Raw genomic sequence first — 17,678 nt, 5'->3', positions numbered from 1 at the left:
CACTCCAGCCTCCGAAGCGCCAGAGGGTGGGAGATCCCACCTGTGGTTCCGCTGAAAGTAGATGAAATTTACACCAACTCGTCCTCCCGGTCCGGCTCTCTGGTCTCCAGCCGGGCGGGCAGGGCGAGCTGGTAGAGGGGCACCGCGCCGGCCGTGGTGATGACGGCGACCAGGACGAGCATCGCGAAGACCTCCTGGCCGATCATCCCGTGGGCCAGGCCGATGTTGATGAAGATGAGGATCATCAGGCCGCGGGCGTTCATCAGGGCGCCGACGGCGTACGACTCGCGCCAGGAGAAGCCCATCCCGCGCATCGACACGGCGCAGCCGAAGTACTTGCCGACGAACCCGGCCACCAGGATCAGCAGGAAGGCCAGCAGCATCGTGCCGCCCGCGATGCCGTCGAGGTGGGTGTTGAGGCCGGAGAAGGTGAAGAACACCGGCAGCAGCAGGGTGGAGACGACCTCCATCATGCGGCTGTGCAGGGCCTCGCGGAACTTCGGGTCGCGCGGCATGGCCAGGCCCGCGATGAAGCCGCCGAACACGGCGTAGACGCCGATCCAGTCGGTCAGCCAGCCGGCGGTCAGCGGGACGAGCACGACGACGTACATCATCGTGGGGGTGAAGGTGCCCGTGGCGGCGAAGCGGGCGCCGAGGGGGCGCAGCAGCGGGGCCACCAGTTTCAGCACGACCACGGCGAACAGGGCGGTCAGCGCGATCGTGCGGATCGCGCCGCCCGAACCGGTGTCGAGGTGGAGGGCGGTGAGCAGGGCCAGCAGGCACCACGCCACCGCGTCGTCGACCGAGGCGGCGAGCAGGGTGAGGCGGCCGATCGGGGAGTTCTGGAGCCCGCGTTCATAGAGGATGCGGGCGAGCATCGGGAACGCGGTCAGCGAGAGGGCGCCGCCGAGGAAGAGGGCGAACTCGAAGCGGCTGACCTCGCCGCCCGACAGGGTCCCGTACAGGAGCAGGCCGGCGCCGAAGCCGAGGGCCAGCGACGGCAGGAAGCCCGAGAGGGCCAGCACGCCGGCCCTCTTGACCTGGGCGCGGCTGCTCGCCTTGTGGTCGAGGCCGGCTCCGACGAGGAACATGTAGAGGGTCAGGCCGATGGTGCTCAGGACGTACAGGATCGGTTTGATCTCGGGCGGGAACAGCGACTGCTGCGCGGCCGGGAACAACCAGCCGAACAGGGTCGGCCCGAGCAGCACGCCCGCGACCATCTCCCCCAGCACGCGGGGCTGGCGCACCATCAGCGCGAGCTGACCGCAGAGCGCGGCGACGGCCAGGATGACGACCAGGGCGGGCAGCACCTTCAGGATGAGTTCGAGATTGGCGTCCATGTGATCACCTGTCTCCGAAGTGGCGGGCGCAGAGGGCCTGGCGACGGGCGTCCCAGACCATGTAGGCGCCGAGCACGAGCTGGACGAGGCTGCGCCAGACGTCCTCCCACCGGTCGCGCACCGCCATGACCCGGAGTCTCCAGGCGGGCGGTTGCGAGCCGGCGGGGGTGAGCAGGCAGGGGCCCCGGTTGGGCAGGGAGCGGGTGTGCCGCGCCGACGACGAGAGCTCCCAGCGGGAAAGGAGCTCCCGGCACGCGGCGCGCAGCGCGATCGGCGCCAGGCGCCAGGCCGGGCAGGGCCGGTTGGCGGCCATGCCGAACGGGATGTGGTTGAGGTCGCGCACGCCGTGCTCGAACCGGGCGGGGTCGAAGCGGTCGGGCTCGGGGAATCCGGCGCGGTGGAAGTCGGGATAGTTGAAGCAGAGCACCGTGCCCTCCGGGATGTCCGGCATGTCGCCCCGGGTGATGCGGTGCGCGACGCCGAACAGCGGATAGAGCCGGAAGGTCTCGTTGATGACCTGGTCGAGGAAGCGGTCGTCTCCGGTACGGGCCCGCGCCTGCGTCTCCTTGTGGTGGGCCAGCACCATGCCGAGGTGGGCGGTCGCCTCGGCCATCTGGACCACGGCCGTGTTGAAGAAGACGCCCTGCAGGTAGAGGGCCTGCTCGTGCCGGGTCAGGCCGCCGGGGAGCGGCTGCCGGACGTCGTCGAGCCGGGTTTCGAGGTAGGCGGTGAGCCGGTCGCGGCGGTCCATGTGCCGCAGGCCGGTGCACTTCAGCGCGGTCACCACGTCGTCGGCGTTGGCCACGATCAGGGCGCGGGCCTCGGGCGGGCACCGCTCGCCGAAGACGAGCTCGTAGGAGAACTCCGCCCAGACCGGCATGGCCAGGTCGCGCAGCCGGTAGGCGGGGGCGGCGCGGCGGGCGCACCGGACCGCCAGGTCCTCGATCGCGGTCTTCGAGACGGCCAGGAACCCGCGGGTGGCGGCGGCCACGGCGTCGTAGCGCTCCCCCGGTTCCAGGTGCTCCTGGTGGATGTCGGCCCCCGGGGACAACCAGTACCAGAACAGGTCCGACAGGGCCGCGCCCCGGCTGCGGCCGGAGGCGGCCGGGTGGGAGTAGACCTCGCGGAACCGTTCGACCGGCACCGCGACCGTCTCCTGGCCGTTGACCCGCTCGAACACCAGCAGCCGCAGGGCGACCACCCGGCCGGGCAGCCACCAGGGCAGGCTCAGCACGAACAAGGCCACGAGGATCAGCATCGCCGCACCACGCTCCGGTCGAGCGGGGCGCCGGTCAGGGCCATGGCGACCTCGATCTCGGCCCGGAGGCGGCGCAGCACCTCGCGCACGCCCCGCTCCCCCTCGGCCGCCAGGCCCCACAGGATCGGCCGCCCGACCAGCACCGCGCGGGCCCCGAGCGCGAGGGCGGCCACGACGTCGGTGCCGCGCCGCACCCCGCCGTCGACCGTCACCGGCACCGCGCCGCCGACCGCGTCCACGATCCCCGGCAGCAGGTCGACCGCGGCGGCGACGCGGTCGAGCTGGCGGCCGCCGTGGTTGGACACCATGACCATCGCGGCCCCGTGGGCGACGGCGGTCCGCGCGTCGTCGGGGTGGGTGACGCCCTTCACGATCAGCGGCAGGCCGGTGACCTCGCGCAGCCGGTCGAGATGGGCCCAGGAGATCTCCGGGGAGAACTCGATCGGCCGCACCACGTCGCCCTCGCGGAGGTTCTCGCAGGCCAGACCCTCAGGCAGGTCGTGGAAGCCGTTGTGGACGTCGCGCGGGCGGACGCCGAACACCGGCGAGTCGGCGGTGACGACGAGGGCCCGGCAGCCCGCCTTCTCCGCCCGGCCGGCGACGCGCTCGGTGAAGGCCATGTCGGGCTGCACGTAGAGCTGGAACCAGAGGGTCGCGCCGGTCTCCGCGATGGCCTCGACCGGGGTGGTCGAGGCCATGCTGACGATCATGACGGTGTCCTCGGCGGCGGCGGCCCGCGCGGTCGCCAGCTCGCCGTCGGGGTGCGCGAGCCGGTGGAAGGCGGTCGGGGCGACCAGCACCGGCAGAGAGGCACGGCCGCCGGGCAGGGTCACCGCCAGGTCGGGTCGCACGCCGCAGAACACGCGGGGGGCCAGCCGCAGCCGGGCGAACGCCGCCTCGTTCTCGTGGACGGCGCTCTCGTCGCCGGCCCCGCCGGCGAAGTAGTCGTAGTGGGCCTTCGGGAGGCGCTGCCTCGCCACGGCCTCGTACGAGGGCATCAGGTCCGCCGGGCGAAGAACGCCCGCAGGGGCTCCAGGTGGACGTCCGGGGAGGTCCAGTCGTTCTCCAGGTTCTCGGTCACGTGGTGGACGGCCGGTTCCTCGCCGGGGCGGTGGTGGCGGACGACCGGGTGGAGGTAGTGGCCCTCGTCGGCGCGGGCGGCGTCGCTCTGGGTGATCCGGCCCACGGTCACGTCGAAGGGGTCGACCTGGTCGTGGCCGGGGCCGTACTCCAGCGTGATCGTGTAGTGGGGGCCATCGATCGGCAGGTCGACCGGGCGTTCCTCCAGGTAGCGGCCGTCGTGGGTGATGACGTCGGCGATCACGCCGAACTGCTGCCACAGGGCCGAGCTGCGGTTGACCCGGTCGAGCACCGCCTGCGCCATCGCCTTCGGGTCGGCGCCGACCTCCTTCGCGGGCCAGGGCACGTCGTGGTGCCGCTCCTCCAGGATCCGGTGGAGGGCGCGGGCGCCGTACCGGAAACCGTGGATGAAGCCGCTGGTCCCGCGCTTGAAGTCGCGCGACTGGGTGATGGTGCCGGCGAAGTAGAGGCCGGGGACGTCGACCGACTCGTAGGCCGGGGTGAGGGCCGGGAACCGGCCGCTGGCGTGGAGGGCCGGGCGGCAGGTGTCGTCGAAGATCGACCGGTCGAAGGCGAAGCCGGCGCAGACGATGACGCGGTCGTAGGGGATGTCCTTGGTGACCTCGTCGGCCCGCACGAAGGCGACGGTCACCCGGTAGGTGCCGTCGTCGAGGCGCTCGATGTGCCGCACGTCGCCGTCGAGCACGGCGTTCTGGGACTTGAGCTGGTAGGTGTCCAGGAAGTTGTTGTTGACCGCGCGCAGGTGGCCGACGTAGTGGGTGCGCCAGGCCATCTTGACCGAGTGGGGCCCGGCGACGTGGACGACGGCGGCGGTCTCGACCAGGTTGTCGGCGGTCTCGAAGGCGGAGTTGCCCTTGCCGATGATGAGCACCCGCTTGTCGATGAAGTCGGCGGGGTCGACGGAGACGGCGCCGTACTGTTCGGCCTGCTCGATTCCGGGGATGGGCGGGATGTTCTCCCTGCTCACGCCGGTGGCGACGATGACGCGCCGGGCGGTGCGCACGACGCCGTGGTCGTCGGTGACGGCGAAGCCGCCGTCGGTTCTGGTGACCTGACGCGCGCGGGAGCCGTACACGACGTCGAGGCCCTCGGCGAACCGGGCCAGGTAGCGCACCATGTCGTCGGCGTGCGGGAAGTAGCGGTCGCTGAAGCGGGTGAACAGCAGCTCCGGGTCGTCGGACAGCAGGCTGTTCCAGTCCATCCGCAGGTTCAGCTCGGGGTCGTCGGTGCCGTTGTACTTCTTGTTGATGGAGATGAGGGTCCGATGGCGGGGGAAGGTCGCGAAGAACGTGCCCGGCTCCGGGCCCGCCTCCATGATCGTGTACGACCTTCCGGCCGCCCTCAGGAACCATCCCATCTGCAGACCGGCCGGTCCCGCGCCGATCACCAGGTAATCCAGCATGCCCCCAGTGTTGGCGGGCGATTCTCAGAGAACGATCAGAGACAGTAAGGCCTTCTTGTCAGGTTTGCCGGACGCGGCCAGCGGCACCTCCTCGATGACCGTGATCGTGGCCGGCACGTGGTCGGCCCCCAGCTCCTCCCGCACGTGGTCCTTCAGCTCCCCGATGTCCGGATCCCGGGCGACGACGAACGCGTGGGCCGCCTCGCCGGTGGCCCGGTCGGGGGCGCCGACGACGTAGGCCTCCTCCACACTGGGGTGGCTCTCCAGGGCGCGTTCGATCGGCCCGAGGTAGACGACCATGGCGTTGACCATGACGGCCTCGCGGGCCCGCCCGACGATGTGGATGTAGCCGTCGTCGTCGACGTGGCCCAGGTCGCCGGTCCGGTACCAGCCGTCGGCGATCGGGTTCTCCTCCCCGTTCCAGTAGTCCCTCATCAGGTAGGGGCTGCTGACCAGCAGCTCGCCCTCATGGGCCCGGACCTGGACCATCGGATGGGGGCGGCCGACGGTGTCGGCCTTCGCGGGCAGGTCGCGGGGGGTGAGCATGGAGATCGACCCGGCCTCCGTCGCGCCGTACCCCTGGTAGACGACCGGCCCGAGCAGCTTCACCGCCTGCTCCAGCCGGGACGCGGAGATCGGCGAACCGCCGACCATCATGGCGCGCATGTCGGGCAGCTCGGTGCCGGTGTCGATGATCTGGGTCAGCCGCGGGACGGTGAAGATCGACCCGGTGATGCGGAGGTCGCGGTAGACGCGGGGGAACTCCGGGTCCACCGGGATCACGACGGTGCCGCCGCCGAGCAGCGCCAGACCGAGGAACTCGAAGACGACCATGCTCGCCAGCGTGCCGAACAGCAGATAGCGCTCGAACCCGGCGGCCATCTCCCGGGCGACCGGCGACCACACGCCGGGCTGCCAGGCCCAGTGCCGGTCGAGGGCGTCGTAGGTGAGGGCGCAGCCCTTCGGCCGTCCGGTGCTGCCGCTGGTGAAGGCCAGCATTGCGACGTCGCCGGGGCGGCCCAGCGGGGTCAGGTGGCTGCGCGCCCCGGCCTCCGGCAGGGTCGCGTCGTCGACGACGTGGTCGACGTCCATGGCGAGGACGTGCTCCAGCTGCGCCTTCGAGTAGCCCGGCCGCACGCCCACCACCCGGCAGCCCAGGACGTGCGCGGCCATCTGGGCCGCGAACGCCTCCGGCGTGACCGAGGTCCGGAACGCGACGGCCCTGCCGCGCAGGCCCTTCGCGTCCAGGGCGCCCGCCATCGAGCCGATCATGGCGAGCAGCTCGGCGCGGGTGACGACGCGCGGGCCGTGCTCGAAGACGGGCCGGCGCGGTTCCTCCCGCAGGAGGTCCAGCAGCGGTGCGGGGAAGACCATGACGCGTCTCCTTCGGGTCTGGGAAAGCGGCGACGGACGCGATACAACCACCGTGAGATCAGAACCCGATCAGACCCGCGGAGGCCGCTCGTGGACGTCATCGGCGCGGGATTCGGCCGGACCGGCACCAGGTCGCTGAAGGCGGCCCTCGAACTGCTGGGATTCGGCCCGTGCTACCACATGGCCTCCGTCATCGCCGAACCCCGCCGGGTCGGGCAGTGGCTCGACGTGGGCGAGGGCCGCTCCGCCGACTGGGACACGATCCTCGCGGGCCACCGGTCGGCGGTCGACTTCCCGGCGGCCTCGTACTGGCGCGAGCTCGCCGCCCACTACCCGGCGGCGAAGGTGATCCTGACGGTCCGCGACCCCGGCCGCTGGTACGACAGCGCCCGGGAGACCATCTTCCGCCGCGAGATCGAGGCCGGCACGCCCAAGCCGTGGCCGCAGCGGCTGAAGACCCGGCTGATCGCGTGGCGCGCGCCCGACTTCGCGCTCTACCCGCGGATGGCGAGGGCCACGATCTTCGACCGGGTGTTCGACGGGCGGGTGGCCGACCGCGACCACTGCGTGGCGGTGTTCCGGCGGCACGCCGAGGAGGTGCGGGCGGCGATCCCGGCCGACCGGCTGCTGGTGTTCGAGTGCCGGGAGGGGTGGGAGCCGCTGTGCCGGTTCCTGGGGGTGCCCGTGCCGGAGGTGCCGTTTCCGCAGGCCAACGAGCGGGCGGCGTTCCAGGCGAAGAGGCCACGGCGGGCCTTGTCGCTGATCCTGCGGGGTCGCTGAGATCGCGGCGTTCAATCCGACTGAAGGTAGGGCATGAGCTTCCGCAGGACCACGGCCGCGTTCCTGGCGGCCGCCTCGTGGTGGCCGTAGTGCCGGTCGGGCCCCGCGTGGTCGGAGATCCCGCGCACGACCACCCAGCCCTGGGCCGTGTGGTCACCGGCCTGCTCGTAGAAGGCCTGCGTGAACCCGCCCGCCTCCATGTCGACGGCCAGAATCTTGTCGTTGTAGGCCTGAAGATGCCGGACGATCTCCGACTTCTCCTCGGCGATCACCGCCTCCCCGGAACCGATCGGACTGCCGTGGACGCGGAACCCGGAGATCGACGCCGGTTCGCCTTTTTCGACGAAGAAGTGGTTGACGGCGTGGACGACGTGGGCGGTCGACGGCTTCTCGTCCGACCTGTGCCGGGTCCCGTCGGGGGTCAGCTTGCGCAGGTCGTAGTAGATGACGCTGGTGGCGATGACGACATCGCCGAGCTCGACGTCCTCGTGGATGCCCCCGGCGATGCCGGTGAGGGCGATCACCGGCGGGTTGAAGATCCGCTGCAGGTTCTGGCAGGCCATGATGACCGACCGGTTGCCCTGTGCGAGGGTCTGCAGCGCGGCGACGCGCATCCCGTCGACCGTCCCCTCGTGGAAGTGCAGCCCGGCGGAACGCCTCGCGACCAGCCCGAGCTCGTCGCGGACGGCCTGGGTCTCCAGCGGTTTCATGGTGATGACCCCGAGATCGGCGAGCCGTTCGGGACGGGAGGATCGGCCGCTCGCGTGGTAGGTGGCGTTGGGGCCGACGGCACTGTGACTCACGTTCACCGTGCCGCCGTGATTGGCGATGCCGCTGTTCATCCGTGCGCTCCTTCTTCGGCCTTGCTGTCGTCGCGGACGTCGTTGCGGTACTGCGAGTGGGGCCCGACGGCGGAGTCCTTGACGTCGACCCGTCCGCCCATGTTGAGGATTCCGGCGTTGATGATGCTGGCCGCGCGCTTGCTGAAGCCCGACACGTCGACACCGCGCCCCCGCAGGAAGGTCTCGGTGCAGTTGAGAAGCCGAAGCTCGATCAACTTCACGTGGTCCTGAATGGTGACCTCGTCGAACGCCGACTTGTTCTCCCAGTCAGTCGCCCGCTCGGCCCGGATGCTGACCACCGGCCCGACCGTGCGGCCCCGGCGCGGCCGGACCAGCCCGTTCCGCCTGGCCAGACAGGCCCGCACCACGGTCCACGGCGCGAGAACCAGCCGGTACGCCGCACTGACCTGCCCCGGGAGCCCCGCCAGCGCTCGCAGTACGGCGCGGACGACCGCTCCGCCACCGGACTCGGCATGGCCCTCGAGGATCTGGAACTCCCTAGGCGTGCGGGTGAGCGCGGTCGCCGCGAAGTCGAGGCTGAGAGTACGGCCCTTGACGGTGACGCGCAGGAAGACCGTGGTGACGATCTCGCCGGTCGCGCTGGTCCTGATCTCCAGAAAGTGGTGCAGCGCGCCGTAGGGGCTGTCGACGGCGGCGTCGATCTCCGACTGGTCGAGCCCCTTCCACAACCAGGCGGGCCGGTGGGCCACGTCGTCTTCCGGTGCGTAGAGGCGGTCGCGGATCTGGAAGCCGGGGAGGGACGTCGGGTCGTCGGCGTCACCGATGGGGGCCATGGCGCCGCGTAGGTAGGTGACGAGTTCGGAGGCCTGGAAAGGGGGTCGCGCGAACTCCACCTTCTCCTCGCCGTCACCGTCGGCATGAAGCTGAATGGCGAGTGGGGGCATCCAGCGGTGCACGAGCAGCCCCGCCCCCACGAAGAACTCCTCTTCTTCTTCGTCGAGGCGCAGTCTGGGCAGCCGCAACTCGTCATCCTCCTCCGGGTCGGGCGGCTCGGGTCGCCGGTAGATGACCACGGGGTGGTCCTGCTGCGCGGCGATGTCGGCCAGTCGCACTGTCGTGGGGGTGTCGTCGAGCGGATCGGCGTGGTGCATGGCGTTCATGCACCACTGAGTGACCGCCGCCCGGACGGCGACGACACCGGCGAGGAGCCCGAGCAGCAGCAGTGTGGTCCGCACCATCGCCTCCGGATGGACTTCCTGCATGCTCGCCAGCAAGAAGGGCGCGGTCAGCAGACCGAGCACGGCCCACCCACCGAGGCGGACGATGCGCCGCGCCTGCCGCAGCGCCTCGGTGTCGCTCCGCCAGGTTGTGCGATGGAGGAAGGAGTCAGCGGCCGCCTTCGCCTGACGGCGCGCCAACTCCCGTCCCTGCCGAGTGGCCAGCCGGACCACCGTCACCACGCACAACACGCATCCGACGCCGACCACGGCCGGCGGGTTGGCTGCGAAGCCGACCGAGAGTGTCAGCACGACAGCGACATGTTGCGCGTGTTCCAGGAACCAGGCACGCCAGGCATGCCGGATGACGGGCACAAGGTTGAACCCGTAGGAGGGCGCGATCATGTGCCGGGTGTCGTTGTGCACCTTGTGCAGGACCTTGATGCGGAACGTCCGGTCGAGGTAGACGCCCGCGCAAAGGTGGCGGGTCGCGGTGTCCAAGCGGAGGGTGCGCATTCCGACCTCCTTTAGGTCAAGCCGACCATAAAGGAGGAGCTACTTTGGGTCAAGTTGACCATTACCGGTACTGTGTGGCGATGACCGTGACCCGCCTGCCCCGGCCCTACATCCGGGTGACCGCCGATCTGGTGATCCTTACCGTTCGCTCAGGCGAGCTGCACATCCTGCTGATAGACCGGGGCAACCCGCCATACCTGGGCCGCCCGGCGCTCCCAGGTGGATTCGTCCGCGACGGCGAGACCCTCGAGGGTGCGGCGTACCGGGAACTCGCCGAGGAAACCGGCCTGCTGGCTTGTGACGTCACCCTCGAGCAGCTTCGGGCCTACAGCGAGCCCGGACGGGATCCTCGCGGACGGGTCATCACGATCGCCTACCTCGCGCTCGGCCCCGATCTACCGCTCCCGATCGCGGGGACCGACGCGGCGGCCGCGCGATGGGTGCCGGTCGAGCAGGCGCTGGCCACCGAACTGGCCTTCGACCACGCGGAGATCCTGCGTGACTGCCTCGAATCGGCGCGGGCACGCCTCGAGCACACGACGGCGGGGGCCGCCTTCTGCCGGGAGCCCTTCACCGTGGCCGACCTCCGGCATGTCTACGAGGCGGTGTGGGGTCAGCGACTCGACCCGAGCAACTTCCGCCGCAAGGTCACGAACACCGCGGGATTCATCGTGCCGACGGGCGAGCGGCGGTTTCCCGACGTGGGACGTCCGGCCGCCCTCTACACGCGCGGTCCGGCGACACTGCTGATCCCGCCGTTGCTGCGGACGGCCACCGACGAACCCTAGCTCGCGAGCATCGACCGCATCCGGCCGATCTCGATCTGCTGGCCCGTCACGATGTCGAAGGCCAGCGTCCGCATCAGCTGGTCGCGGCCGCCCTTCAACTGCTCCCCCGCCATCGTCACCGCCCCCTCGTGGTGGCGGATCATCAGCGTCAGGAACAGGCGGTCGAACGCCTGCCCGCGCGCCGACCGCAGGTCGTTCATCTCCTCCAGCGAGGCCATGCCGTAGCCGGTGGTGTGGGCGTGGCCCGCGGGGACCTGGCGGCCGAGGCGGGTCAGCCAGCCGGACAGGACGCCGATCTCGGGGCGCTGGGCGGCCGCGATCCGGTCGGCCAGGGCTCTGACCTGCTGGTCTTCGGCGCGGTCGGGGACCAGGCCGGTCATCTCCAGGGCCTGCCGATGGTGGCCGATCATGCCCTCGGCGAACCGCACGTCGGCGGCGGCCACGTCGGCGGCGTAGGTGCCGAGGGTCTGGCCGGGGGTCGCGACGGCGCCGCTCTCGCCGGGGGCGCCGGGCAGGATCACCGGCGGGCCCGATCCGGCCACCACCGGGCGCGGGTCGTCCGCGCCGGGGGTGCAGGCGGCCACCGTCGCCAGGGCGATGGCCGCTAAGACGGCACGTCTCACGGGTCGAGGTCGTCGGCCGAGCGGGCCGCGAAGGCCTCCATCGCCGCGCGGGTGACCGGGCCGGGGCCGACCGGCAGGGCCTTGCCGTCGACGAGGCCGATCGGCTGGATGTCGCGGGTCGTCGAGGTCAGGAAGGCCTCTTCGGCGTCGTAGAGGGCGGCGAGCGGGACGTCTTCCTCGACGGCGTCGGGGTACCACTCCAGGGCCAGGGCGCGGGTGACGCCGGCCAGGCAGCCCGACGACAGGGTCGGGGTGATCAGGCGGCCGCCGCTGACGATGAAGATGTTGCTGCCGGTGCCCTCGCAGAGGTTGCCGGCCAGGTTCTCGAAGATGGCCTCGCCGCCGCCGCGCTCCTTGGCGTAGGCCAGGGCCTTGGCGTTGTCGCCGTAAGACGTCGACTTCACGCCGGTCAGCGCGCCGCGCTCGTTGCGGGGCCACGGGACGACGACCACGTCGGCGGTGGCCGGGAACGGCTTCTGCTCGCCGACGATGATGATCGTGTTGGTGCCCTCGGAGCCGCGGTCGCTGCCCAGCGGGCCGGGACCGCTGGTGTAGGTGATGCGGATGCGGCCCAGCGGCCACTTCGGCGCCGCCGCGACGGTCTCCCGTACGCCGTCGGCGATGGCCTTCGTGTCGGGTTCGGGGAGGTCCATGCGCTTGGCCGAGAGGGCGAGGCGGTCGAGGTGGCGGGTGAGGGCGAAGACCTCGCCGTTCGTCACCTTGATCGTCTCGAAGACGCCGTCGCCGACCATGAGCCCGTGGTCGAAGACGGACACGACCGCCTTCTCCGGAGCGATCAGGTCGCCGTTGACCCAGATGGGAACCGCCATGTGAGACTTCTACCCTTCGTCTGAGCGGGATGCGAGCGCGATGAGCCGGGACGCCTTCAGCTCCGTCTCGCGCCATTCGTGCCCGGGGTCGGAGCCCCATGTGATGCCGGCACCGGTGCCGAAGCGGATCTCCTCACCGGTGATCCAGAAGGTGCGGATGCCCACCGCCAGGGCGGCCTCGCGCCGATCGGCGTCGACCCAGCCCACCGCCCCACAGTATGGCCCCCGGGGCGCTGGTTCGAGCGCATTGATGATGCTCAGCGCGGACGATTTCGGCGCACCCGTGACGGAACCGGGCGGGAACGTCGCGGCGAATATCTCCGGCCACGATCTCCGGGTGGTCGCCTGGACGGTCGACACGAGGTGCACCAGCCCGGGATGCTCCTCCACGGCCAGCAGCTCGGGCACCGTCACCGAGCCGACGTCGGCGACGATCCCGAGGTCGTTGCGGACCAGGTCGACGATCATCACGTTCTCGGCGTAGTCCTTCTCCAGCAGGTCGGCGTAGGTCTCCCCGGTCCCCTTGATCGGCCGCGAGGTGATCACCGGGCCGCTGCGCCCCAGGTAGAGCTCCGGCGAGGCCGACACCACGGTCAGCCCCGGCACGTGGATCACCGCCGAGTGGGGGGCCGGGTTGCCCTCGGCCAGCAGCCCGGCCAGCGCCAGCGGGTCGCTCCGATGGGTGAGCGGCGCCGACAACACCCGGCAGAGGTTGGCCTGGTAGACCTCGCCCCGCTCGATGTGGTCGCGGATGGCCCGCACGCCCGCCTCGTAGCCGGCCCGGTCGAGGGAGGAGCGCCACTCGGAGCGGCGCGGGCCGATCCAGGGGCCGCTGGGGGCGGGCAGCGGGGCGGGGCGGACGTCGTCGAAGCGGGCCAGGGTGACCTTGCCCTCGAACTCCACCACGACCGCCCACCAGCCGCCCTCATCCAGGGCGGCCAGATCGGTGGCGACGTCGCTCAGGCCGGTGGCCAGACGGCCCGCGACGTGGGCGAAGGCGTCGTGCATCCGGCCATTCTCCCAGCGGCCTCCGCGAGCACTCGCGTCAGCTCCCGTGCCGCGGGCAGCGCCACGCGGGGCAGCGCCGCGAACACGGTCCGTCGTGGCGCGTTCGCGGCGATCGGGCGCAGCACCAGGTCGGGCCGCATGCCCTGGGTGGCCAGGGCCGGGACGAGGGTGACGCCCAGCCCGGCGGCGACGAAGCCGAGCTTGGCCGTCCACTCCCCCACGCGCATGCCGACCCTCGGGGCGAACCCGGCGGCGGCGCACGCGGCGGCGAGCATGAGGCCCTGCCCTGGGCGGGCGCCCTCGATCCAGTTGTCGTCGCGCAGGTCGCGCAGGTCGATCTCGGCCCGGCCGGCGAGCCGGTGGCCGGCGGGCAGGCCGACGAGGAACTCCTCCTCCAGCAGCGGTTCGAGCGTGATCGAGGGCGGCGCGTCGAGCCCGGCCGGGTAGTCGCTGACCACGGCCACGTCGATGGCGCCCTGGTCGAGCCGCTCGACGAGGTGGCCGGTCATGCCCTCGATGAGGGTGGTGTCGACGCCGGGGAAGGCGGCCCGGTAGTCCTTCAGCGCCGCCGGGACCAGCGCGGCGTTGGCGGTCGCGAACGCGCCCACGCGCAGCCGCCCGCCGGTCCCCCGGTGCACGGCGGCCAACTCCTCCTCGGCCCGCTGGAGGCGTTCGAGCACCTCACGGGTGTGCCGGTGGAGGGTGGCGCCGGCGGGAGTGAGGCGCACGCCCCGGGGCAGCCGCTCGAAGAGCGGGCCGCCCGCGCGGGACTCCAGCGCCGCGACGCGCCGCGAGACGGCCGACTGCGTGTACTGGAGCTCCACGGCCGCCGCCGTGAAGGAACCCAGCCGGGCCACCGCGTCGATCAGGCGCAGGGCGTCGGTGTCGAACACTCAAGCTCCTGTTCTTCGGGCTTTGGTATTCCGTGACCGCATGGCTTCCATGAAATGTACGCGCTGGTGGAATGCCTTGGGCAGGGGCTAGGGTCGAAATGTGATCGCTTTTCTGGGATTGGGGAACATGGGTTCCCCCATGGCCCGCCGCCTCGTCGCCGCGGGCCAGAAGGTGACCGTGTGGAACCGCACGCGCAAGGAGCTCGACGGCGCGGCCGTGGCCGGCTCGCCCGCCGAGGCGGTGGCGGGCGCCCCGATCGTCATCTCGATGCTGGCCAACCCCGCCGCCGTGGCCGAGGTCGTCGAGGCCGCGAAGCCGGGCCTGTCGGCCGGGACGATCTGGGTGGAGATGTCCACCATCGGGCCCGACGCCGTGGCCGAGGTGCGCACCCAGTTGCCCGACGACGTCCGGCTCGTGGACGCGCCCGTGCTCGGCACGGTCGGCCCCGCCGCCGAGGGCAAGCTGCGCGTGATCGCCGGGGGCGACGCCGCCGACGTCGAACGGGTCAGGGACGTGCTGGGGGTGTTCGGCGTCGTCCACCACTACGGGGAGCTCGGCTCCGGCGCGAAGATGAAGCTCGCCGTGATGGCCGGGCAGCTCTCGGTTCAGGTCCTGCTGGCCGAGAACCTCGCCTACGTGCGGCGGCTGGGCCTGTCGGCCGACGACTACTTCGACCTGCTCGAAGCGACCCTGCTCGGCGCCGCCGGCGAACGGCTGCGGCCGGTGGTCGAGGAGGGCGTGCCGGAGACGCGGTTCAAGCTGGCCCTCGCCGCCAAGGACCTCACGCTCGCGACCGAAGGGCCCGGCGAGGTGCAGACCCTGGCCGCCGCCGCCCGCGACCGCTACGCCCAGGCCGCCGAGGCCGGGCACGGCGAGGGCGACGTCACCGGCATCGTGCCCGCCCTGCTGGAACTGCCGTGAAGCTGAACCCGCCCACCGTCCCGCCCACCAACGGCCGCTACTCCCACGCGGCCCGGACCGGAGACCTGCTGTTCGTCTCCGGCCAGGTCGCCGTCGACGCCTCCGGCGAGGTCGTCGGGCCCGGCGACATGACGAGACAGTCGGAGGTCGTGTACGAAAACCTCCGGCTGATCCTCGAAGATCAAGGGGGCACCTTCGAGGACGTCGTGCACATCCGGACCTTCCTCACCGACATGGACGGCCTGCTCGACCACGCCGCGGTGCGTGGGCGCTATATGCCGTCTCCCCCGCCCGCCAGCACGACCGTCGAGGTGTCGCGGTTGTTCATGCCGGGCCTGGTGGTCGAGGTCGAACTCGTCGCCGACCTCGCCGGAAGCGGCCGGTGAGCGCCTTCTCGCCGTGAGGAGCGGAGACGGCGGGAGGGGCCGGGGCAGGCGGAGCCGTAACTAGGAAAGTGGGCCGGTGACCTTCTCCACCGCCTCGACCAGCGCGCCCGAGGAGATCAGCCGCACGACCGCCTCGATCTCGGGCGCGAGGAACCGGTCAGGACCGGGCCCCGCCACCGACTCCCGCAACAGCGCCAGCGCCGCGCCGGTCCCCGGCGCGGGCCGGTGCGGCGCGCGAAGGTCGAGCGCGCGGGCGGCGGTGAGCGTCTCGATGGCGAGCACCCGGGTCAGCCCGTCGATCGCCGTGCGCAGCTTCCGCGCGGCCGACCAGCCCATGGAGACGTGGTCCTCCTGCATCGCCGACGACGGGATCGAGTCGACGCTCGCCGGCACGGCCAGCCGCTTGAGCTCGGAGACGATGGCCGCCTGGGTGTACTGGGCGATCATGTGCCCCGAGTCGACGCCCGGATCGTGGGCCAGGAACGCGGGCAGGCCGTGGTTGCGCGCGACGTCGAGCATGCGGTCGGTCCGCCGCTCGGCCATCGACGCGACGTCGGCCACCGCGATCGCGAGGAAGTCGAGGACGTAGCCGACGGGCGCGCCGTGGAAGTTCCCGTTCGACTCGACCCGCCCGTCGCGAAGGACGACGGGGTTGTCGATGGCCGACTGGAGCTCCCTCCCGGCGACGAGCGCGGCGTGGTCGGCGGTGTCCCGCGCCGCGCCGGCGACCTGGGGCGCGCAGCGCAGCGAGTAGGCGTCCTGGACGCGGGTGCAGGACCCGTCGCGGTGGGACGCCATGATCCCCGAGTCCCGGAGCAGCGCCCGGAGGTTGGCGGCGGAGGCCCGCTGACCCGGGTGGGGCCGGAGCCTCTGCAGGTCGTCGGCGAAGACGGCGTCGGTGCCGAGCAGCGCCTCGACCGACATCGCGGCGGAGACGTCCGCGGTCTTGAGCAGGTTGCGCAGGTCGGCGAGGGCGAGGATCAGCATGCCGAGCATGCCGTCGGTGCCGTTGATGAGCGCCAGCCCTTCCTTGGCGGCCAGCTCGACCGGCTCGATGCCGGCCTCCTTGAGGGCCTCACCGGTGGGCCTGAGCGTGCCCTTCGCATCTCTGACCTGGCCTTCGCCCATGATCGTGAGAGCGACGTGAGAGAGCGGGGCGAGGTCGCCGGAGCAGCCGAGAGAGCCGTGTTCGTGGACGACCGGGGTGATCTTGGCGTTGAGGAGGTCTTCAAGGACCTTGGCCGTCTCGGGCCGGACTCCCGTGTGACCGGTGGCGAGGGTGCGCAGCCTCAGCAGCATGAGGGCCCTGACGACCTCGGTCTCGACCTCGGGGCCGTTGCCGGCGGCGTGGGAGCGGATCAGGCTGCGCTGAAGCTGGGCCCGGAGTTCCGGATCGATGTGCCTCGTGGCCAGGGCGCCGAAGCCCGTGGAGACGCCGTAGGCAGGGGTGTCTCCCTCTGCGAGCTCTTCGATGCGGCCTCTGGCCGCGGCCATCTCGGCTATGGCGTCCTCGGTCAGGGTGACCTGGGCGCCTTGACGGGCTACGTGGACGACGTCCTCGAAGGTCAGGTCTCCGATCGGCACGACTTCGCTCATGGTGCTCCCTCAGGATGTCACTATCGTGGAGCATGTTAGCTCCTTACGTGTCCTATCGATTTGGGGGTCGGGCGAAGATTCGCTAGTGTTCTCTGCGTGGCCCGGGGAACCGGGAAGCACACGCGGAAGTGGCTCAGGGGTAGAGCATCACCTTGCCAAGGTGAGGGTCGCGGGTTCGAATCCCGTCTTCCGCTCGGAAGTTTGCTTGGACGATTAGCTCAGCGGGAGAGCGCTTCCCTGACACGGAAGAGGTCACAGGTTCAATCCCTGTATCGTCCACCAGGAGACGGGAGACCTGCGGTCGCGCTTTGGCGCTTCGCGGGTCTCCTTCCTTTATACGGGGGGACGACCCCCCGAGCCCCCCGACACGAGAGGGCTTCGCCCCCTCGCGCTCCCCCCGGCCGCTGTCGCGGCCTGTCATCGCGTCGCTCTGGGTCGCTTTGCTCCGTGCGAAGGGCTCCGCCCCTCGCGCTCCCTGCAACGGCCTCGCTTCGCTCGGTCGGCTCTCGCTTCGCTCGATTGATTGGTCGCTTCGCTTATATGCGGGCAGTGCGAGAGGAAGGCATCTCAGGCGTCAGGATGCGCTTGCGAATCTCCACCTTGTGGGTCCTGCTGGTCGCCATCCCACACTCCTGTCGAGCTGGTGAGAGCCCGCCGATACAGCCCTCAACTGTCGGCGATTACGCCGCCGTTCACCCTGAGGGCGGCACTTCACTACAAGGCGAGCAAGGGTCCGGACTTCTATGACACCAAGAACTAGGTGTACGTGGAATTGACCAGCCGAGCGAGTCTCCGCAAACCACCTCGGCAACAAGAACAACCGTGGCATACGTTCTTTATC

The 17,678-nt window shown here is 71.2% G+C and carries 16 protein-coding genes and 2 tRNA genes; 6 read left to right on the top strand and 12 right to left on the bottom strand.

Annotated elements, in window-relative coordinates; genetic code table 11:
* Nucleotides 1-68: 68 nt before the first annotated feature.
* From QSK34_RS35290 to QSK34_RS35270, 5 genes are read right to left on the bottom strand one after another with little or no spacing between them, the layout of a single operon-like run.
* Nucleotides 69-1,340, bottom strand: coding sequence for a cation:proton antiporter (locus QSK34_RS35290; protein ID WP_161483816.1), 1,272 nt, complete (start codon nt 1,338-1,340; stop codon nt 69-71).
* A 4-nt stretch (nt 1,341-1,344) separates the two neighbouring features.
* Nucleotides 1,345-2,598 (bottom strand): cytochrome P450, encoded by a 1,254-nt coding sequence (locus QSK34_RS35285; RefSeq protein WP_285590828.1) that lies wholly within the window; start codon nt 2,596-2,598, stop codon nt 1,345-1,347.
* Complete coding sequence (locus QSK34_RS35280; RefSeq protein WP_285590826.1) at nt 2,592-3,596, bottom strand: alpha-hydroxy acid oxidase; 1,005 nt, start codon at nt 3,594-3,596, stop codon at nt 2,592-2,594. Before QSK34_RS35280 ends, QSK34_RS35285 begins: the two co-directional genes overlap by 7 nt.
* On the bottom strand, nt 3,596-5,101 hold the full coding sequence (locus QSK34_RS35275; RefSeq protein WP_285590824.1) for an NAD(P)-binding domain-containing protein: 1,506 nt from the start codon (nt 5,099-5,101) through the stop codon (nt 3,596-3,598). The genes QSK34_RS35280 and QSK34_RS35275 overlap by 1 nt, the downstream gene beginning before the upstream one ends.
* 24 nt (nt 5,102-5,125) lie before the next feature.
* Nucleotides 5,126-6,475 carry a class I adenylate-forming enzyme family protein gene (locus QSK34_RS35270; protein WP_285590822.1) on the bottom strand — a complete coding sequence of 450 codons (1,350 nt, stop codon included), beginning with the start codon at nt 6,473-6,475 and terminating at the stop codon, nt 5,126-5,128.
* Nucleotides 6,476-6,565: 90 nt separating this feature from the next.
* Here QSK34_RS35270 and QSK34_RS35265 point away from each other — a divergent pair, with 90 nt between their 5' ends.
* Complete coding sequence (locus tag QSK34_RS35265; RefSeq protein WP_285590820.1) at nt 6,566-7,255, top strand: sulfotransferase family protein; 690 nt, start codon at nt 6,566-6,568, stop codon at nt 7,253-7,255.
* An 11-nt stretch (nt 7,256-7,266) separates the two neighbouring features.
* On the opposite strand, the gene QSK34_RS35260 is transcribed toward QSK34_RS35265, so the two are convergent.
* Both QSK34_RS35260 and QSK34_RS35255 read right to left on the bottom strand, forming a co-directional pair.
* Complete coding sequence (locus tag QSK34_RS35260) at nt 7,267-8,097, bottom strand: 5'-methylthioadenosine/S-adenosylhomocysteine nucleosidase family protein (RefSeq protein ID WP_285590818.1); 831 nt, start codon at nt 8,095-8,097, stop codon at nt 7,267-7,269.
* Nucleotides 8,094-9,791, bottom strand: a complete 1,698-nt coding sequence (locus QSK34_RS35255; RefSeq protein WP_285590816.1) for an AbeC-like domain-containing protein — start codon at nt 9,789-9,791, stop codon at nt 8,094-8,096. Before QSK34_RS35255 ends, QSK34_RS35260 begins: the two co-directional genes overlap by 4 nt.
* An 80-nt stretch (nt 9,792-9,871) precedes the next feature.
* Here QSK34_RS35255 and QSK34_RS35250 point away from each other — a divergent pair, with 80 nt between their 5' ends.
* The gene (locus QSK34_RS35250) at nt 9,872-10,579 is read left to right on the top strand and encodes an NUDIX hydrolase (RefSeq protein ID WP_285590814.1); all 708 of its coding nucleotides are present in this window, start codon (nt 9,872-9,874) and stop codon (nt 10,577-10,579) included.
* Here QSK34_RS35250 and QSK34_RS35245 read toward each other — a convergent pair.
* From QSK34_RS35245 to QSK34_RS35230, 4 genes are read right to left on the bottom strand one after another with little or no spacing between them, the layout of a single operon-like run.
* On the bottom strand, nt 10,576-11,202 hold the full coding sequence (locus QSK34_RS35245; protein WP_285590812.1) for a DUF305 domain-containing protein: 627 nt from the start codon (nt 11,200-11,202) through the stop codon (nt 10,576-10,578). The two genes, QSK34_RS35250 and QSK34_RS35245, sit on opposite strands and share 4 nt — an antisense overlap.
* On the bottom strand, nt 11,199-12,032 hold the full coding sequence (locus QSK34_RS35240; RefSeq protein WP_285590810.1) for an aminotransferase class IV: 834 nt from the start codon (nt 12,030-12,032) through the stop codon (nt 11,199-11,201). The genes QSK34_RS35245 and QSK34_RS35240 overlap by 4 nt, the downstream gene beginning before the upstream one ends.
* Before the next feature lie 9 nt (nt 12,033-12,041).
* Nucleotides 12,042-13,040, bottom strand: a complete 999-nt coding sequence (locus tag QSK34_RS35235; RefSeq protein ID WP_161483808.1) for a chorismate-binding protein — start codon at nt 13,038-13,040, stop codon at nt 12,042-12,044.
* The gene (locus QSK34_RS35230) at nt 12,992-13,933 is read right to left on the bottom strand and encodes a LysR family transcriptional regulator (RefSeq protein ID WP_285590808.1); all 942 of its coding nucleotides are present in this window, start codon (nt 13,931-13,933) and stop codon (nt 12,992-12,994) included. Before QSK34_RS35230 ends, QSK34_RS35235 begins: the two co-directional genes overlap by 49 nt.
* 127 nt (nt 13,934-14,060) lie before the next feature.
* On the opposite strand from QSK34_RS35230, the gene QSK34_RS35225 reads away from it, so the two are divergent.
* Nucleotides 14,061-14,855, top strand: coding sequence for an NAD(P)-dependent oxidoreductase (locus tag QSK34_RS35225; RefSeq protein WP_285590806.1), 795 nt, complete (start codon nt 14,061-14,063; stop codon nt 14,853-14,855).
* The gene (locus tag QSK34_RS35220) at nt 14,852-15,241 is read left to right on the top strand and encodes a RidA family protein (RefSeq protein WP_285590804.1); all 390 of its coding nucleotides are present in this window, start codon (nt 14,852-14,854) and stop codon (nt 15,239-15,241) included. The genes QSK34_RS35225 and QSK34_RS35220 overlap by 4 nt, the downstream gene beginning before the upstream one ends.
* Nucleotides 15,242-15,301: 60 nt before the next feature.
* On the opposite strand, the gene hutH is transcribed toward QSK34_RS35220, so the two are convergent.
* Complete coding sequence (gene hutH, locus QSK34_RS35215; protein ID WP_285590802.1) at nt 15,302-16,837, bottom strand: histidine ammonia-lyase; 1,536 nt, start codon at nt 16,835-16,837, stop codon at nt 15,302-15,304.
* A gap of 122 nt (nt 16,838-16,959) precedes the next feature.
* Between hutH and QSK34_RS35210 the strand changes: the two genes are divergently transcribed.
* A tRNA-Gly gene (locus QSK34_RS35210) sits at nt 16,960-17,031 on the top strand.
* Between the two features lie 13 nt (nt 17,032-17,044).
* Nucleotides 17,045-17,119 (top strand) — tRNA-Val (locus tag QSK34_RS35205).
* The last annotated feature ends 559 nt before the right edge of the window (nt 17,120-17,678 follow it).

It is taken from the genome of Herbidospora sp. NBRC 101105, assembly GCF_030269205.1.
GTDB classification, from domain to species: Bacteria; Actinomycetota; Actinomycetes; order Streptosporangiales; family Streptosporangiaceae; genus Herbidospora; species Herbidospora solisilvae.
Note: the sequence above shows the minus strand (reverse complement) of the source record. Positions and strands in the feature narration are given on the sequence as shown.

Coding starts and splice junctions, on each gene's coding strand:
- QSK34_RS35290 (WP_161483816.1), bottom strand. CDS start 1,340: ATGGACGCCAATCTCGAACTCATCCTGAAGGTGCTGCCCGCCCTGGTC.
- QSK34_RS35285 (WP_285590828.1), bottom strand. CDS start 2,598: ATGCTGATCCTCGTGGCCTTGTTCGTGCTGAGCCTGCCCTGGTGGCTG.
- QSK34_RS35280 (WP_285590826.1), bottom strand. CDS start 3,596: ATGCCCTCGTACGAGGCCGTGGCGAGGCAGCGCCTCCCGAAGGCCCAC.
- QSK34_RS35275 (WP_285590824.1), bottom strand. CDS start 5,101: ATGCTGGATTACCTGGTGATCGGCGCGGGACCGGCCGGTCTGCAGATG.
- QSK34_RS35270 (WP_285590822.1), bottom strand. CDS start 6,475: ATGGTCTTCCCCGCACCGCTGCTGGACCTCCTGCGGGAGGAACCGCGC.
- QSK34_RS35260 (WP_285590818.1), bottom strand. CDS start 8,097: ATGAACAGCGGCATCGCCAATCACGGCGGCACGGTGAACGTGAGTCAC.
- QSK34_RS35255 (WP_285590816.1), bottom strand. CDS start 9,791: ATGCGCACCCTCCGCTTGGACACCGCGACCCGCCACCTTTGCGCGGGC.
- QSK34_RS35250 (WP_285590814.1), top strand. CDS start 9,872: ATGACCGTGACCCGCCTGCCCCGGCCCTACATCCGGGTGACCGCCGAT.
- QSK34_RS35240 (WP_285590810.1), bottom strand. CDS start 12,032: ATGGCGGTTCCCATCTGGGTCAACGGCGACCTGATCGCTCCGGAGAAG.
- QSK34_RS35235 (WP_161483808.1), bottom strand. CDS start 13,040: ATGCACGACGCCTTCGCCCACGTCGCGGGCCGTCTGGCCACCGGCCTG.
- QSK34_RS35225 (WP_285590806.1), top strand. CDS start 14,061: ATGGGTTCCCCCATGGCCCGCCGCCTCGTCGCCGCGGGCCAGAAGGTG.
- hutH (WP_285590802.1), bottom strand. CDS start 16,837: ATGAGCGAAGTCGTGCCGATCGGAGACCTGACCTTCGAGGACGTCGTC.